This window comes from Paenibacillus sp. FSL R5-0407, assembly GCF_038009185.1.
GTDB classification, from domain to species: Bacteria; Bacillota; Bacilli; order Paenibacillales; family Paenibacillaceae; genus Fontibacillus; species Fontibacillus vini.
The window spans coordinates 203,732-223,034 of sequence record NZ_JBBPAX010000002.1 but is presented as its reverse complement, the minus strand read 5'-3'; the positions used below and the strand labels follow the sequence as shown (position 1 = coordinate 223,034).

The window sequence follows — 19,303 nt, the reverse complement described above, 5'->3', positions numbered from 1 at the left end:
GTGAATGGATGAAGCGATTAGCCGTTTTATTTCCCGGGCAAGGATCGCAGTACAACGGAATGATGAAGGAAGATTATGAGCGGTACAGTGTGGTCAGACAAACGTTTGAAGAGGCGTCAGATACGCTCGGGTATGACATGGCTGCCTTGTGTTTTCACGGCGGGGAAGAGAAGCTGGCCCAGTCGGATCTGACACAGCCTGCCCTCTTGACCGCAGGAGTAGCGTCCTATCGGCTTTTTGTCCAAGAGACGGGTATACGACCTGCAGCGGCGGCAGGGCATAGCTTGGGCGAATATACTGCGCTAACTTGTGCAGGCGTGTTGAAATATTGCGATGCCCTCCAGCTCGTTAGGGAAAGAGGACGTCTTATGATGGAAGCATCGGCGTCCGGCCTTGGCAGAATGCTTGCCGTTAGCGGCATTACTGAATATGAAGCGGCAAATATGTTAGAGAGGATGCGGGATGTAAAGATCCGTCCTGTGATTTCCTGCTATAACTCCTCCAAGCAAATTGTACTTTCGGGAACGACAGAAGCGGTAACGGCAGCCGAAGAGCTGCTGGCCGCAGAGGGAGTAAAGTTATCTTCCTTAAAAGTAAGCGGAGCTTTCCATTCCCCATTCATGGCGGAAGCAGCGAATGAATTGGAAGAGCGGCTTAGGCGATATGAATTTGGAGCATTCACTTTTCCCGTGATTTCCAACATCCAAGGGGAGATATATGGGGCGAATGCTGAAGAGATCATCGGCAGCTTAAAGCGTCAGATGACGGAGCCTGTCCGTTGGCGGCAAAGTATAGCCTGCTTACTGAAACGCAGCATGGATGCGGTTGTCGAGCTAGCTCCGCGCAAAACGTTAGCCAGGCTGTTGAAGGAGGACTATCCTGCATTTCCAGCATACTCGATGGATGACCAGACTGATCGTCAAGTTGTGTTCTCCCCGTCTTTTAAGGCGAACTACCAATATACGGAGCGTCGTGTGTTGGAGGAATATTTGGCGATAGCGGTATCTACCAGAAACCACTGTCATAATGAGCAAGTCTATCAAGAGCAAGTAGTTGCTCCGTATCGTCAATTGGAAGGTCTTTTGCTGAATCTTGAACATAACAACGCGGAACCATCTGCCGAGCAATTAAGGGAAGCATGGAATTGGTTGAAGTCTATCGTCAATGCGAAAGGAGCCGAGATTGAAGACTATGGTAACCCATTTGAAACAGAAGGGATGTTTACACGATGAAGAAGCAGGTTGGAAGCGTGATCCTGAAAGTGGTTGTGCTGCTAGGACTGTATCTCGTTGTATTTGAAGGCCAAGTATTCATCATGTCGCTGAATGAGTCCTACAAAAAGCTGCTGCAAAACAATGTGCCTGTATGGCTATTGATTAATTTCAGCGTGATGTATCTGTTGCTTATTGCGCTATTTGGTATTCGAAATCGGGTGAGTAAGAAGGAAAAGACAACATTTTTCGAAGAAGCGGGATTTCGGCCGATCAGCGGGAGAGATCTCTTGCTTTCTCTGACGATTGCGATTAGCTGTGCTTTTGTTTTCATCGGACTGATGAAGCTCCCGTTCCTTCCACAGCCGGCACTTCATCAAATGCAGGCGTACGTGGATATATTCGGGCAGGCGGAATTATTTATTTTTACTCTGATCGGGGTTGGACTTGCCGGGGCATTTATGGAGGAAATTTTCTTTAGAGGACTTGTGTTCAATCAGCTTCGCAAAGGGCTGCCATTTGCAGCAGCTTACTTGATTCAAGCTGTCATATATGCCATCTTCCAGCCGAATTTAACGATTACTGTCTATGCCTTCTTCCTGGCACTTATTTACGGATTTCTCTATACGAAAACAGGTTCCATTTGGTCAACGATTTCGATTGCGGTAATCGTGAATGTTCTAATTGTAAGTGCAAATGAAGCCGGTATGATTGACCGGATTGCACAGGGCAGTTTGCTTGGTTATGTCATGTTGCTGATCGGGTTAGGGGGGATCGTCACAGGATTGATCCTGTCGGCAAAACGTCCGGAGGGGCAGGTTCAGGCCGCAATGGAGTTTACAGCAAAGGCTAAACCTTACCTGGTGATGGTAGGAAGGCTCGTCGTATTTATAGCCATCTACTACGCCATTCTTCAGCCGCTGGTGTACTTATGGTACAACCAACTGACAAAGATAGATGCCATTCGTCCCTGGCTAACGGATGCCCGAAACGGGAACTGGGGGCTGGTATTGAACGATTTTATCGCCATTCCTGTCTATTACTTCATTATGCGCAGGTATCAGAAGAGAGACTTGATCCAAGTATGTCGCTTTGAAAAAATCCCTTTCCGCAGTGTATGGCAAATTGCTCTTCTCTCGATATGTATGGGGCTGTGGGTAACAAGCATGGTGAAAATCCCCGCGGTTTCGGAAACGTTCCCGCAGTTTGAGATTTTGTTCAGTTCATTAATTGGCGGCGCGCCAATCACTTTCCTTATCTTCTTGGTCGTACATTCGATCTACAAGGAAGTGTTGTTCAGAGGATTGGTTTTCAATGAATTAAAAAGTGTTTTGCCGCTCGGTTTTGCGCTGGCCGGTAATGCGTTGGTATACAGTTTGCTGTTCTTCAATCTCGATCCGGCGCTGACGCTTTACGGGGGGATGGGGACGGTCATTTTCGCTCTTATCTATTATTGGTACCGCTCGATATGGGCGTCGATCGTCGCGGAAATCGGATTGTTCGCCACCTATTATATTGCCCGAAACCTGTATAGCATGTTTGAGATCGGCTTTAACATGTACTTTGTTATCCTCATCGCCATCTGCTCGCTGGCTGTGCCTCCGCTAATGTATCGTTTGTGGAAGCAAAGTCCGTCCTATGAGGCGAAAAGTGCAGTTACAGTAAGCACAAGTCAACTTCAGGCAGAGGCAGGGGGGAGATAAATGATCGATTTAGTTGGATTCTCGTTTGACATGGAAGAAGATGACTCGGAAAAGGTAGAGATCAAAGAAAGCTCTCTTCAGGATATCGCCGTAATCGGGATGTCCGTATGTCTTCCCGGAGCCGACCACATCGATCAATTTTGGCGCAGTTTGGCCGAGGGAGAAGATTTAGTTGTTCCTTTTCCTGAAGAGAGAAAACGGGATCTCCGGGATTACGCCGAAAGGATTGGACTTGATCTTGATCATACCGATTTTTTCAAAGGGGCATACCTGCCGGAAATTGATAAGTTTGATTACCCGTTTTTCCGTTTGTCGCCCAGGGAGGCCGGTTTGATGAACCCGAACCAGCGTCTCTTTCTGGAAACGGCCTGGAAGACGATCGAGGATGCCGGATATGGAGGAGGTCAGTTGAAAGGGACCAAGGCGGGGATTTTCCTTGGATATTGTGCAGATGCATTTCATGACTATAAAAAACTGATCGAAAACCTTGACCCTACTGGAGTCTCGATGGCGGTTCCCGGCAATTTGTCCTCCGTCATCGCCGGGCGTATCTCTTATTTGCTGGATCTAAAAGGGCCTGCGATCACCGTGGACACCGCTTGCTCATCGTCACTGGTTGCGATTCATCTCGCTTGTCAGGCATTGCGGAGCGGAGATTGCGATACAGCGCTGGCCGGTAGCGTAAAGACACTAGTCTTCCCCGCAGATACCGGGATTCGAATCGGTATTGAGTCGTCCGATGGCCGGGCGAAGTCCTTTGATCACGGATCGGATGGAACCGGAATGGGCGAAGGGACCGCTGCGGTAATGCTAAAGCCTCTAGCCCGCGCCATCGCAGATGGAGACTCGATATATGCAGTTATCAAGGGTTCGGCCGTGAATCAGGACGGCAGCTCTATCGGGTTATCCGCTCCGAATGTGGCAGCACAGGAAGAAGTGATCGCTGATGCGTGGTTGAATGCCGGTATCGATCCGGAGACCATTTCCTATATTGAAGCGCATGGAACAGGAACGAAGCTCGGGGATCCGATTGAAATCGAAGGAATTCACCGGGCGTTTCGCAGATTTACTTACCGCAAACAATTTTGTGCCGTAGGCTCGGTCAAATCGAATCTGGGGCATTTGGACAATGCGGCGGGTGTGGTTGGATTCGTAAAAGCTTGTCTGGCATTGAAGCATAAGCAGCTTCCTCCGAGCCTGCATTTTAACAGGCCGAATGCATCCATCGATTTTATCGAGTCTGCGGTCTATGTCAATCGCCGGTTGAAGCATTGGGAGGACGAAGGGCATCCGAGAAGATGCGGAGTCAGTTCGTTCGGTCTCAGCGGAACGAATTGTCATGTCGTGTTGGAGGAAGCACCTGTACTGGAGGGAACACATGACACCACGATGTTCACAAATCGGCCGGGCCCGAATTCGAATGACAGTGAACAATATTTGTTTACGCTGTCCACGCAGAGTCTGTCCTCGCTGTCCAGATTAGTAAATGCTTATGCCGATATGTTGTCTGATGAGGACCGCCACTGGAATATCGGGGACCTTTGCTATACGGCGAGCTTGGGGAGAAGCCATTTTAGTTACCGGCTTGCGTTCGTCGTAAAGAATGTAAATGAAGTTATGGAGCATCTAAGAAGGCTTCAGCTTAACTCCGAATTACTGTCATCACTTACAGCATGCAATCCGGAAACAACATCAAGGAAAAACGAGTGTTGGGATGAGCTTTCGCTTCAAGAATGGCGGGATTTATATATCTCAGGTGCGGACATCCCGTGGAGTTTGCTGTATCGCAGCGGTACCTACCGCCGAGTGCATTTACCTTCGTACCCGTTTGATAAACATCGCTGCTGGGTGGAGAACAATTCTCCCCCTATTCGTCTTATTATGGCTCCCCTGGGCGAGGGGACGGAGCAGGCAGCAACATCAGCTAGAAAAGTCAATCTGACGGGACGGGCAGAAGGACACTATTCTCACACGGAACAGCTCATTGGCAACGTATGGGGACATGTTCTTGGATTTACAGAACTTAATATCCACGACCATTTCTATAGTCTGGGCGGGGACTCCATCTTGGCTTACCAAGTTGCTGTCAAGCTGGCAGAGCATATTGGAAAGCCGGTGGAAGCGGTTGACATCCTAAGGTGCGAAACCGTAGCACAATTAGCTGCTCATTTGGATCAGCAGGTCGAGCAAGGGCCATCAAACGGAACTGCAAGTATAACGAAAGACCGGTATCCGCTAACCTCCTCCCAGCTTCGGATTTTTATTCAAGAGCAAACCGGAGGAATCGGCACCAGCTATAATATGCCGCTTGCCTTTCGAGTAAGGGGAAAGGTTGACCATGCGGCAATGGAGCGTGCTTTGCAGCAATTGATTAATCGGCATGAGGCGTTACGTACGACATTTGCGATGGAAAAAGGCGTCCCGGTTCAAATCATTAGAGAGCGGGCGGAAATGGACCTGGAGCGTTATGAATCAGCGAATGGCGGAGTATCGGACATTATCACCCGGTTTATTCGTCCTTTTGATTTGAATGCCGCGCCATTGTTCAGAGCCGGACTCATTACGATCCACCCCGATGTCGAGGTGAATGAGCAAGAGCAACATGAACATGTGCTCATGATAGATTCACACCATCTTGTCTCGGACGGATTCTCCACGGCAATTCTGGTCAAACAGTTCTTCGAGCTCTATCAGGGCAAGAACCTGATTCCGCCAGTGTTCCAATACCGGGAATACGTAGAATGGCGTGAACAATTCGATAACTCAGATGTCATGGTGAAACAAGAGTCTTTTTGGATAAACCAGCTTGAACAAATGGGTAGTCCGCTGCGCCTGCCGCTGGATCATCACAGGCCGAAGGTGAACACGTTCGCAGGAAGACAGATCGGTTTTCGCATTGAAAAATCTACGAGTCAGCGTATCAGGCAAGCTGCGGCAGCGAATCACACGACTCCGAATGTGATGCTGACTTCCTTGTATGGTCTGACTATTCTTAAATACGCGGACCAACAGGAGGCTGTCGTCGGATCGATTGTATCCGGACGGGGACGTCCAGGGCAGGAAAATGGCGTCGGGATGTTCATTAATTTTGTCCCGCTGCGATTCCGTGCAGAGAGCAATTGGACGTTGCAGCAATACATTGAATCGGCAAAGTATCAAATGACGGTCTGTTATGAGAATCAGGACGTTCCGTTTGAACGGATGGTGGAGTTGTATAACCGGCCTGTGGATCGCTCACGGAATCCGATTTACGATACGATGGTGGTTTTTCATAATGAGTACCGAATGACGGGCTCGGATCAGATGCGTGTTGATGGGCTCCAGTTTGAGCAAATGGAGCTTCCGATCGACACGGCGACTCTAGATATCAAGCTCGATGTGTTCCTGACGCAAGAAGGCGAGCTGGATTGCAAACTGAATTATAACGTGGACATATTCCAAGAACGGACGATGTTGCGTTTTATCGATGATTTTCAGCGTGTGATCGCCGGTTTCCTGGAAGAGCCTCAGCAACCTGTCGGGAATATTAGATTGTTTGACGAACAGGAAGAGGCTGAACTGGCTGAACGCCGGAAGTTGAATGATGGTTTGAAAGATTCCTTGAGCAAAGAAATCGTCGTGAACGCTACGTTCACTTCAGAGCCGATCGAGGGGCATTTGCAATGGTGGATGCACCAGTTCAGTATTCCGGCTTCCGTTCGATTTGGCAGCTACAATCAAGTGTTTCAACAATTGCTGAATCCTTCGGATCCATTGGAGGGCGGGAACGGCTGTCGAGTCGTACTCATCCGTTTCGAAGATTTAATCGGCGGCGCCGAGGCTGCACGAAATTCAGTGTACACCGAATTGGAGCTTCACTTTACAGAATTGCTGGGCATGGTTCAGGCGGCAGATAAATCGGTTCCGTACCTGTTTGGCATTTTTCCTACATCAACCCATCTGGGCTACCCGGACTCGCTTCTTCGTTATCTTGACCAATTGTATGAACGGTGGAAGCAGGCGCTGGAAAGTATTGACCAAGTGTACACCGTCGACTTCCGTGCGGCGAGGCGGAATTATTCGGTTACTGAAGTGTTCGACCCAATCACAGATCGGGCGGGACATATGCCGTTCAGCGAGGAATTTTATGCGGTCATGGGTACTTTGCTGGCCCGGAAGGCCATTGCGATGGATGCCGCACCGTTCAAAGTGATCGCGCTGGATTGCGATAACACGTTGTGGCAAGGCGTTTGCGGCGAAGACGGTCCTCTTGGCGTCAAAATCGAGACTCCCCATTTGATTCTGCAAAAATGGATGCTGGACCGGGCGCAAGAGGGACAGTTACTGACGATTTGCAGTAAAAACAATGAAGCCGACGTATGGGAAGTATTTGAGCAAAACCCGAATATGCTGCTGAAGAAAGAACATTTTGCCCATTGGAAAATCAATTGGCTGCCCAAATCGGACAATTTGAAGCAAATGGCGAAGGAACTGAATTTAGGGATCGATAGTTTTGTCTTCATTGATGATAATCCTCTGGAATGCTCGGAGGTCATGCAGAACGCCCCGGATGTGCTGACACTGCGACTTCCGGCTGATATGCGTTATATGGAGAAATTCCTATCCCATATTTGGGCTTGGGACCGCATGACAATTACCGATGAAGACCGGATGCGCACGCAATTATACGCTGCGGAGTGTCATCGCAGAATGAACCGGGAGGCATCCGCCGCTACCCTGGATGACTATTTATATGGATTAGGCCTAAGGATGAGCATGCGCACGATGGATGATGCGGAGGTCGTTCGAGCGTCACAATTGATGATGCGCACGAATCAATTTAACTTGAACGGCATTCGATTGACGGAGGATGCGCTGAATGGAAGGAGATCGCAGAACGATTGTTGGTGCTGGGTAGTTGAGGCATCGGATCGTTTCGGTGATTACGGCATTGTCGGTGTGGTTCTGGCTTCATCCGATGAGGATCTGCTACAGGTTGATGGCTTCCTGCTTAGTTGTAGAGTGCTTGGCCGGGGGATTGAGGATGCGGTTATGTCTCAATTGAAGCAAATTGCCGAAGCAAACGGATTGCATGGAATCGTGCCGGATTATCGCAAGACGGATAAAAATGATCCGTTTCTTTCATTCTTGCAGCGGGTCGGTTGGGACAACGAGAAGAATGATGTAATCCGGTTGGATCAAATTTCGGATTGTCCGGGCTTTGTGGAACTCTATTTCGAATCTCTCTTTGAGAAGCAGCAGAACGAAGCGGTATCATTGCCTGAATATTTCGTACCTGCTTCAGATTCGGCAACACCGCCTAAACAAACTGTAGAAGATACAACAACAGTCGCGATAATGGATGATTGGAACCCTGAAATTCACTGGCTGCCGTCCGGCGAAATTCCGGATAATGTCCGTCACCAGGCATACATGAAAGTCATTTCTTGCAGTCGTGCTGATCTCTTGTTGAATATTGCAGTCAGCGAGTTTACTGGATTGCAATCTGTACCAGTGAACCGGAAGCCTTACGAAGCTCCTTCCACCCCGACGGAGCGGCGTCTCGCACAAATCTGGACGGAGATGTTGGGCGAATCCCCCGGAAGACATGATCACTTTTTTGAAATCGGCGGGAACTCTCTCAAAGCGGCTTCGCTCGTCTCAAAGGTTCATCAGGTGTTTGGTGTGGAACTGACGATAGGAGACATGTTCACAGAGCCGTCCTTATACGAGTTGGCCCAAATGATTGATAGCTCGGAAGCGTCGGGTTTTGAAACTATTGAATTATGCGAGGGGCGGGATTATTATCCCGTTTTGTCGGCTCAGAAGCGCTTGTTCCTGCTCCATGAAATTCAAGGTAATCAGGACGGATACAACATGCCTGGTGTCCTGCTGCTTGAGGGACAAGCAGATATCGAGCGAATGGAAACCGCTTTGCAATCCGTAATTTCGCGTCATGAATCATTAAGGACTTCATTCACCTGGGTGGACGGAGAAATCGTGCAGAAGATTCATTCGGATATGAAGTTCAATTTGGAGTTGCACAATCAAGTCCCCGATAACAACGTCGACTCGTTGATTCAAGCCTTTGTCCGTCCGTTCCGGCTGTCGGAACCGCCTCTGCTGCGGGCCGGATTTATTACAACCATATCGGGCAAGCAAATGGTGCTGATCGACATGCATCATATCATTTCAGATGGCGTTTCGCTTGGTAATCTGATTCAGGACTTTGCTCGGGCTTATCGTGGAGAGGTTCTTCCGCCACTTCAACTGCAAGTCAAAGACTATGCGGTTTGGCAAAAGAACAGGCTGGAGTCGGGAGGAATGGAAGAGACCCGGAGATTTTGGTTGAATTCTTACTCAACCCCAGTTCCCAAGCTAAGCATGCCGGCGGTGCAGGAGCGGCGTTCACCTGATCAGAACGAAGGAGCGTTACTTTCCTTCCAAGGAGATTCCGATTTGCGCCGGAAGCTGGCTGATTACGCCTCCGAGAAAGGCGCAACATTATTCATGGTACTTATATCCGCTTACTACGTGCTCTTGTCCAAATATTCGGGACAGGAAGATATCGTTATCGGTACACCGGCAGCGGGTAGAATTCGGCCTGAACTTGAACCGCTGATCGGCATGTTTGTTAATACGCTGGCACTTCGGAGCTATCCTGCAAGGGATAAAACATTCGACGAGTACGTAGTGGAGAATCGGGATTTGATATTGAAGGCGTTGCGGCATCAAGAGTATCCGTTCGAGCTGTTGGTTCGGGAACTGGATATTTCTCTGCAGAGAGGTCAGAATCCGTTATTCGATACGATGTTCGTTATGCAAAATATGGACCCTTTCCGCTATGAGTTCGAAGATGCGGTACTTTCTGAATATTTCTTCGACTTTGGAGTGTCCCGATTTGATCTGACGATGCAAGTGCGGGAGTTGAATAATGAACTGAATTTCACGCTCGAATACCGGACCCATTTGTTCCGTAAGGAAATGATGGAACAGCTTTGCTTGCATTACATTCGGATTCTGGAGCAGATTGCGAGTGATCCAGAGGTACGACTGCAGGATATACGTATTCTCGGAGATGAGGAAAGGGCAAGCGCAGTTGAGCGTATACGCACTAATCCAATGATGGAATTTGCCGAATTTGACTTCTAGACTACATGGGGAGTGAAGTGTAATGAATTTGGATCTGCTGAGCGGAGAAGTGGAGGAATACCGGGAGGCCAGACAATTTTGGCTGGACACGCTGGCCGGGAAAGAAGAAGTGGAAGTGCTTGTGCCTGATCGGCCATCGGAACTGCGAAAGCAGGGATTGTTTAGCGAGCGGCGACTGAGTCTTCCGATCACATTATCGCTAATTGAGGGTCTTTTAAACTGGTCCAGCCGAAAAGATTCACTTATCTATGTCATTTTATTGTCAGGGACGATGACTGCACTGGCTAAAATAAGATCCAGCCGATCCGTCATCGTTGGCTGTCCGGCGATCGCAGGCCCAAATGAGGAGTCTGCGGTTAATTCCTTTCTGCCCACTTCACTCAAGTTGGATGGCAGTCAAACGATGAAGCAATTGTGGAAGGATTTGAACCGGACAGTGACGACGGCATACGGCTATCAGTATTTTCCCGTGAATCAGTTGTTTCAGGGTGAGCAAGAGCAGAAATGGGATTTCTCTCAATTATGCAATGTGGCTTGTGAGCTTGTGCCGATGCATGATCCGTCGAACTTGCAAAATTGCAGGATGTCTGGAATCAACGGAGTCACCTTCTCTTTCAAGAGAATAGATGAAGAGATTACGGGCGAGTTGATCTATAATGGCGAGCTGTATAGTGAAGGAATGATGCAGGCGCTGGCGGACAGTGTTCTTCATATTCTTGAACAAATGGTCGGAAATCCGGAGATGCAAGTACAAGCACTTTCGCTTGTGAATGAGAAGGTACGGACGCAGCTTTTGACGGAGTTTCATTCAAATAAAGGCGAGTTTCCCAGTGATAAGACAATTTCGCAGTTGTTTGAAGAACAAGCTCTACTTAAGCCGGAACGCACTGCTCTGGTATGCGGTGCAAGAAGTTTGAGCTATAGGGGGTTGAATGAAAGAGCGGAAGTGTATGCCGAGCAATTGAAGAAGAACGGTATCCATAGGGGACATATCGTAGGTGTTGTTTGCGACCGGACCATGGATATGGTTATCTCCATGATTGCTGTGCTCAAGGCGGGAGCGGCTTACTTGCCGATTGACCCCGATTATCCGCAAAAGCGCATTCAATATATGCTGGAGGACAGCGGTGCGGCATGTTTGATTAGCCCCGCAAAGTATGTCAATTGGTTCCCATTCAGCGGCTACTCTTTGCTCATCCAGGGAGATCAATTGCTGCCTGTGCACGCCAGTGCAAATTCTGGAAATCAAGTTGAGAAAGGGGCTTCCGCAGGGGGAGAGGACATGGCCTATGTGATCTATACCTCCGGTTCGACCGGAAGTCCCAAAGGGGTCATGGTTGGACATCGAGGCATGGCCAACTTGCACAGCTTCTTCAGGAATGAACTGGGTATAAGGGAAACCGATAAAATCGTTCAGTTTGCGAGCGCCTCCTTCGATGCTTCGATTTGGGAGATGTTCATGGCGCTATTCACAGGGGCGGAGCTGCATCTGCTAACTAAAGAGACGATTGAAAGCTATGTCGATTTCACGGACTATGTTCAGCAATCGGCAATTACCGTCGCTACGCTGCCGCCGGCCTATGCCGCTCATTTGGAACCTTCGCAGATGCCGACGCTACGTATCCTTGTCACCGCCGGATCGGCTTCCAATCCGGAACTCGCAGCGCGCTGGGAGAAGCATCTCAACTATATAAACGCATACGGACCCACGGAATCGACGATTTGTGCGACCTACTGGCAAACGGGGGAGAAGTTAAATAGGGAAGAAGCCAGCGCCGTAACGCTTGCGGCGAAAGTGCCGATCGGAAAGCCCGTTTTGAACTCGGAGATCTATATTATCAACCATGAACACCATCTCATACCGATCGGATTCATGGGCGAGTTGTGCATCGGCGGCGTATCTCTGGCCCTGGGGTATTTGGGTCGTGAGGAAATGACGGCGGAACGATTCATAGAGAATCCGTTCGTTCCCGGCGAACTTATGTACAAGACAGGGGATTATGGGAGGTGGCTCCCGGACGGCAACATTGAGTTTTTAGGCAGGATGGATGATCAGGTGAAAATCCGGGGATTTCGTATTGAGACGGGTGAAATCGAAGTCCAGTTGATGCAGCATCCGGAGATCAGCGAGGTTTTCGTAAAGGTGCAAAATAATCAAAGCGATCAAAACGATGAAAAAACTTTGTGTGCGTACTTTGCAGCTTCGAAAACGTTAGGCGCAGAGCAGTTGCAGGAATGGCTCGGAAGCCGTTTGCCGGCTTATATGCTTCCCCAGCATTACGTCCAGATGAGTGAGCTTCCTTTGACAGCCAATGGGAAGATCGATACGAAATCGTTACCCGATCCTTCATTATCCAGTCATGCCGGAATTGACGTGGCGGACAATCCGAACGCAACGGTGACGGAACGCCGGCTTGCAGAGTTGTGGAAAAGCACGCTCGGTATAGATCATGTGAACCTGAACGATCATTATTTTATCCGTGGGGGACATTCGCTGAAAGCGGCTTTGCTGGTCACGGAAATCCACAAGCATTTTCATGTCCAGCTATCGCTGCGAAAAATTATGGAAGTTCCGGTATTTCAAGACATGGCAGTTGAGATTGACCGGAGTCTGAAGAGCGGGGCATTACCGGCGATCAGGCCTGCTGAGCATAGAGATTTCTATCCTCTGTCGCTGGCACAGAAACGGCTCTTTATTTTAAACCAATACGACCCGATGCAATTAACCTACAACATCCCTGTATTTTTGCAAATCAATGGCCCTGTACAAGTGGACAGGCTTCAATCAGCTATGAACCGACTGGTTCGCAGGCATGAGACGCTCCGGACCGCCTTTATGCTGCATGAAGGAAAACCGGTTCAGTATATCCATGAGGAAGAGGAACTGTCACTGCAACTGGGCTGCAGAACGATTCAGGAATCAAATTTAATAACGGAGGTTCGGACTTTTATCCAGCCGTTCGATTTGGCGCAGGCGCCGCTATTAAGATCACAGCTGCTCTGTATCGGTGAAACTCATCATGTCTTGTGCCTGGACATGCATCACATGATTTCTGATGGAGTCTCTATGTCCGTCCTCATCGACGATTTATTGGCTTTCTACCAGGATGAGACAGTGGAACCCCTGCGTCTGCAGTATAAGGATTATGCCTGCTGGCAAAATGAGATGCTGGAAACGGGACAGCTTGCTGAGCAAGAAGCATTCTGGTTAAACGAGTTTGCTGTATCTGCTCCGCTGCTGCAAATACCAACCGATTATCCTCGACAGGCTAACACGGAGGGGGAAGACGACGCTGTAAAAGCAGTCCTTCCCCCCGATGTTGTAGAAAGCCTTCATACTCTGGCTTCCAATACAGGATCTACATTGTACATGGTGTTACTGTCGGCTTATTCTATTCTTTTGTCCATTTACTCCGGTCAGAAGGATATTGTCGTAGGGACGCCGGTTGCCGGACGAAGCCGTGCGGATCTCCAGCCTCTGATCGGGATGTTCGTAAATATTATTCCTCTGCGCAGTCTACCGGAGAATCAGAAAACCTTTATTGATTATTTAGCTGAAGTAAAGGAAACGGCACTTTCGGCATTTGAAAATCAGGATTATCTGTTCGACGAATTGATTCGCAAGCTGAATGTATCGAGAGACGCCGGGCGGAATCCGCTGTTTGATGCTTCATTTGCCTTACAGAACATGGATACGGCAATACCGGAGATTGATGAGCTTAGCATCAAACCGTTGGATTTAGTTTTTTACAGAGCAAAGTTTGACCTTACGTTATGGGGTGAGGAAGCCGGAGAAGAAATTCTGTTGGCACTCGAATACCGAACTAGTCTTTTCACAAGAAGAACTGTAGAGAAAATGCTGCATGACTTCATCCGGGTTATCGACCTGATCATCGAACATCCGCATAGGCCGTTGGGACAATTTGATTTGCGAACGACTGAGGAGATAGAGGAGCAGAGGCGAAGACTTACAGAACTGGAAGCGCTGCTGGAAATGGACTTCGATCTGTAGAGACTGTAACGAACATTCCAATCAAAGGAAGGGGTTTAATCTACTTATGAGGATGACAGAGGAGCAGATGGAAATTGGGAGACGTTATTGGTTGAATCATTTAACCGGTGAAATTCCCCGTTCGGCTTTACCTGTTCAGTATCCCAAAACAACGGCCTTTGAACAGGCTTCTTACCCCATTGAACTATCGATTCCTCTAGCCGCTCAGTTGTCGGAGGTAAGTAAAAATAAGAAAATCTCCATTTTCGTGACTTTATTCTCTGCTTTTCAGGCGTGGCTCGGAAAGGTGAATGGGGGGCTGTCGGAGATCGCACTGACGATCCCTGTGCTTCCGCTTTCTTCAGACGAATCATCAGGGTCTCATCTCATTATTCGAAATCAGATCATGTCCGAAGCCAATTTCAAAGAAACGCTGGAACGGGTCAAACAAAGCGTTGCCGAAGGGTATAAACATCAATATGTCGACCTTCAAGAGATCGCCGGGCAATTGGGACTGCAAAAGGAAGAGGCGTTATCGACCCCACTGGCTTTTGCGATGTCAGGGTTGCATCGTGAAGCAGACATTCAGTCGTTGTGTAATGGAAAATATGAAGCTGTAATTGTAGTGGATCAGCAGTCCGATGGTATCACTATAAATTTTCATTACAATGGGCGATTGTTTGCATCTGAGGCTATAGAAATTTATGCCCGAAGTTTTATATTTGCTTTGGAACAGTATTTGGAATTTCCGGAAAATCGGATTTCCCATGCGTTACTCATTGAGCAAGGGGAAGGAAAAGCTCTCATTGAAGCCTTCAATGATACGGATGTTGCTTATGTCAGCGAAATGACGATCCCGCAAATGATTGAAAGACAGGTACTGCTTACTCCTGATGGGGTCGCCGTATGTTCGGAGGGCGGTTTGAAGGTTACGTACCGGGAGCTCAATGAAAGAGCGAACCAGCTTGCCGCATTGCTTGTGGAACAAGGAATTCAAGCAGGATCTTACGTTGCCGTCCTGCTGGACCGCTCTGTTGAGATGATCGTTGGCGTCTTGGGGATTTTGAAAGCAGGCGCGGCCTACGTACCGATCGAGCCGGGATTTCCAAAATCCAGAATTGAGACGATACTGGGAAGTTTACCGATCAAGATCATCGTCACGAAACAGGACGTCATGCGCCCTTTTCAGGAATTGATATGGACCATTGAATCATTGCAGGACGTCGTATACCTGGATGTGAAGGCGGCGATGCCTCTTGCGGAACAAGAGAACCTGCGAATGATGGGGGCGCTGTGGGATCAAGTCGCAGAGGAATCGAAGGACTACATTACGGCGGGAGGATTTATTAGCAGCTACAGCGGGCTTCCTTTCACTGAAGCCGAGGTGGACGAATATCGCAACCGGGTTGTCGGGCAGGCTCGTCCTTTTGTTACCCCCCAGTCCAGCGTACTCGAGGTAGGCTGCGGGTCCGGACTGATCGCCTTTAGCATCGCTCCCATGGTTCAACGCTTTGTCGGCCTTGATCCATCCAGGCGGATGCTGGAGATGAACTCCACCAAGTCGGCGGAGCTTGGGTTAAGTCATATGGAGTGGATAGAAGGTTATGCGCTTCAGATTGAAGGAATGGAGTCAGGCAGCTTTGATCTTGTCCTGATGGCGAGTACGGCGCAGTTTTTCCCTGGTTACTTCTACTTTGAACAAGTGGTTCGTGAAGCGATGCGATGTCTTAAGCCTGGAGGAACCCTGATCGTCGCGGACATCATGGACTTGCGGCGGAAAGAGTCGTTCCTTGAAAGTGTACGTCAGTATAGAGTAGAGCATGGGATGTCGTCCAATGATAGAGGGGCAAATAATCACGAGTTATATTTTGATGAAGACTTTTTTACTGACTTGCAGCTCCGTATCCCTGAAATTGACCATACAGAAGTGTTGCATAGGCGGGAAGGCTTTGCGAACGAGTTGGGGTATCGGTTCGATCTCGTCTTTCGGAAGAAGATCGGTTCACCAAAGGAAAAGGAAGGGACAAGCTTTGCAGAAGATGTTTACCTAATGACACGCTGCCGGAAAAGAAGCTGGACCCGGTTCCACCTGGATCGTTATCCAACTTCGAATCCAGCTACGGGATTAACTTCGCAGCATGAGGCCTATGTCATATTCACATCCGGCACAACCGGAACGCCAAAGGGCGTAGTTGTCCGGCATCGCCCGGTAATCAATCTCATCGAGTGGGTGAATCGGACGTTCGGGGTCGGTTCCGAGGATCGGTTGTTGTTCGTTACTTCCCTCTGCTTCGATCTATCGGTTTATGATATTTTTGGCATGCTGGCTTCCGGGGGTTCCATTCGAATTGCCTCGGAGGGAGAACTATCAGATCGGGAACGATTGCTTGAAATTCTCCGTACGGAGCCGATTACGTTCTGGGATTCCGCACCGGCTGCCCTGCAGCAGCTTGCATTATTGATGGAAATCGATGCTGAAGCAGCTGCTTCGAATCCGAATCTGCGTTTAGCATTTTTAAGCGGAGACTGGATACCATTGACATTGCCGGATGTCATGAAGAAGCATTTTCCTAACGTGCAAGTAGTGGCTCTTGGAGGAGCGACGGAGGCGACCGTCTGGTCGAATTATTATCCCGTCACCGAGGTGGAGGAACATTGGGTGAGCATCCCTTACGGAACTCCGATTCAGAATGCGAAATACTATATTTTGGACTCGAAGCTCCAACCTTGTCCGCCGTATATTCCCGGAGATTTGTACATTGGAGGCGAATGTCTAGCATCGGGGTACACGGATCCTCGATTAACGGAGGAACGTTTCCTTCCGGATCCATTCCGGGAGCGCAAGATTGCCGGAGCCCAAATGTATAAAACGGGTGATTTGGCCAGATGGATGCCAAATGGCGTGATGGAATTCCTCGGGCGCAGCGACCATCAAGTCAAGATTCGCGGTTACCGGATTGAGCTTGGAGATATTCAGGCACAGCTTCTCAAGCATCCTTGCGTGCTTGAAGCGCTGGTCACGGATTGGACGGATGCGAGCGGCAGCAAATCGTTATGTGCTTACTATACTTTAAGCGGCGAGCAATCCTCTGGAGAATTAAAAGAGTATTTGTCCGGCCTGCTCCCGGACTATATGATCCCGTCCTATTTCGTTTCATTGCCCGTGATGCCCATAACGGCGAATGGGAAGATTGATCGGGGCGCACTGCCTGGTCCACGGGATCATCTATATACGAACGTTTCCTATGAAGAACCGGTTAATTCGCACGAGAAGATGCTTGCTCAAATTTGGGAAGAGGTACTCGGAGTGGAGCGGATCGGGGTTACGGATGATTTTTATACCTTGGGCGGGGATTCACTAAAGGCGGTACAAGTGGTAGCGAAGGCCAATGAGTATGCATTTGCGATTAGTTTGAGGGACATGCTCAGTTATCGTACGGTTCGTGAAATCGTGGAAGCTGGAGAATGGCGGACAGTTGATGAAGCGGCCGTTGGAATTTCGAACACCGAGGATTCCGATGCCAGAAAATATAATCTTGCTTTTGGCGCGAACATTCAAGAGATTCCTTATTACTATCCTTGCATGATGGGAGCTATGTACACCAAAATACAGTACGAAGCGGGCTATCCTATTCCTAGAGGCTTTCTGCCGGTCTGTATTGGCTTAGGGATATCCGTATTCAGCGTTCCTTTAAGCGGGGTAATGGAGGATCGGCTTCAAATCGATGATATCCGTGACATTCCGGGTCTGGACTTGCTTGGAAGACTTGGTATTGATGTTAAGCCGAAACAGTTCAATTCGATTGAGGAAGGTATGGCTTGGTGCGAGGAGAAGATGAGTTTAGGTCAGCTGGTAATCGGAGTTGGTACGACCTATTTTTTGAACTATTCCCATGATTATTTAATGGAAGAGGATCAATTCGCAACCAAAATACTCGAGATAGAGCAAGGGATTTCCAAGAACGATGTAGATGGAATTCACCATTCGCATATGTTTTTGCTTGTAGACCATACGCAGAACGGCTATACCGTCTACGACAGTACTTATAATTTCTATGGAATAATTCCTGAAGAAGAGTTAAAGCGATCCTTCGCCGGCGCCGGAAGCTTGGAATTTTTAAAACGCTATCCAGTCCGGTATGCGAATGCGCAGAGGATTGTCCTTGACGTCAGTTTCGAGAATTTTCAGGAGGTCCCATTCAAGCAGCTGGCCATAGAGATTTTGGAAAAACATATCGACTATTATTGTTCACCTGAACCGTTTGAGCTTGTGACGGAAAAAAGATTAATCTATACAGGTTTATCGTCATTTAAGCCATTTCTTAAACTGATTGAGGATGCTTCTTTGGATGAAGAATTCCACGAGGAATTATATTTGTTCGTGATGTTCTGGGTAAGGAAGTGGAAATATACGTTTATCTTCTTCAGAGACTTCTTACAGGACGCCCAACCTCTTCTGGAACTACAGTCATTGGAAGGATTAATAGAGGTTATGAAAGATTCAATAAATTGCTTGGGTAACCTGTTCGATCAGTTGCAGGACGGTGTAGACCGAAGGAATGAAATACAGCTTGCAGAGTTACAAAGGAATATTGAATTGGTGTGGGCAGAAATGAATGGTTTGGAGACGAAACAACGGAAGGCGTTTGCTGGTGTGCAGGATGAATTGGATCTGATAAGGGAGTGGTCAAAATGAGATCATGGTTAATCGGAGCTTTGTTGGTAGTGATGGGGTTAGTATTGCCGGTCTCTTATGTCCAAGCTGAGGGAAAAGATACGACCAAAGTAGTGATTCACTATGAACCGTTGGAAGGGGATACGACGGAATGGAGTTTGTGGGTATGGGGGGAAGGTGATGAAGGGGCACGTTATCCATTCACAAGTGTAGATGAGAAGGGTATGAAAACAGCGGAAATCGAGCTTTCCGGTCAATACAGCAAAGTCGGGTTTCTGGTGAGTACCGAGGATTGGATCAAAGACGGCTCGGATCAGTTTATCGATGTCGTGAATGGCGTGGCTGAAGCTCATGTCATGGGCGGTGGCTTGGATAGCGCTGAAGGGATGGGCAATGGCCCCATGCTTTGGCTGATTGTAGGCTTGCTGCTTGCTATTATTTACATTACAGTTATGGAGCAACTGCGGAGACGGCGTGTGGCGGCGGCTTAATATATGAATATGGAGGGAGACGGGAGATTTATTATCTTCCGTCTCTCTGTATTCAAGAGCAAACCACCCGATGGACGGGTGGTCATGATGGATTAAGGCTA

The 19,303-nt window shown here is 48.6% G+C and carries 6 protein-coding genes; all 6 read left to right on the top strand.

Features of this window, described 5'->3' with window-relative positions:
* The first annotated feature begins 8 nt into the window (after positions 1 to 8).
* From fabD to NYE70_RS20345, 6 genes are read left to right on the top strand one after another with little or no spacing between them, the layout of a single operon-like run.
* Positions 9 to 1,232 carry an ACP S-malonyltransferase gene (gene fabD, locus NYE70_RS20370; RefSeq protein WP_341047836.1) on the top strand — a complete coding sequence of 408 codons (1,224 nt, stop codon included), beginning with the start codon at positions 9 to 11 and terminating at the stop codon, positions 1,230 to 1,232.
* The gene (locus NYE70_RS20365; RefSeq protein ID WP_341047834.1) at positions 1,229 to 2,914 is read left to right on the top strand and encodes a CPBP family intramembrane glutamic endopeptidase; all 1,686 of its coding nucleotides are present in this window, start codon (positions 1,229 to 1,231) and stop codon (positions 2,912 to 2,914) included. The genes fabD and NYE70_RS20365 overlap by 4 nt, the downstream gene beginning before the upstream one ends.
* On the top strand, positions 2,915 to 10,045 hold the full coding sequence (locus NYE70_RS20360) for an HAD-IIIC family phosphatase (protein WP_341047832.1): 7,131 nt from the start codon (positions 2,915 to 2,917) through the stop codon (positions 10,043 to 10,045).
* 22 nt (positions 10,046 to 10,067) lie between these two features.
* Complete coding sequence (locus NYE70_RS20355) at positions 10,068 to 14,057, top strand: amino acid adenylation domain-containing protein (RefSeq protein ID WP_341047830.1); 3,990 nt, start codon at positions 10,068 to 10,070, stop codon at positions 14,055 to 14,057.
* Positions 14,058 to 14,109: 52 nt separating this feature from the next.
* Positions 14,110 to 18,732 (top strand): AMP-binding protein, encoded by a 4,623-nt coding sequence (locus NYE70_RS20350; protein ID WP_341047828.1) that lies wholly within the window; start codon positions 14,110 to 14,112, stop codon positions 18,730 to 18,732.
* Positions 18,729 to 19,202: a pullulanase-associated domain-containing protein gene (locus NYE70_RS20345; protein ID WP_211021701.1), complete on the top strand. Its 474-nt coding sequence runs from the start codon at positions 18,729 to 18,731 to the stop codon at positions 19,200 to 19,202. Before NYE70_RS20350 ends, NYE70_RS20345 begins: the two co-directional genes overlap by 4 nt.
* Positions 19,203 to 19,303 lie beyond the last annotated feature (101 nt).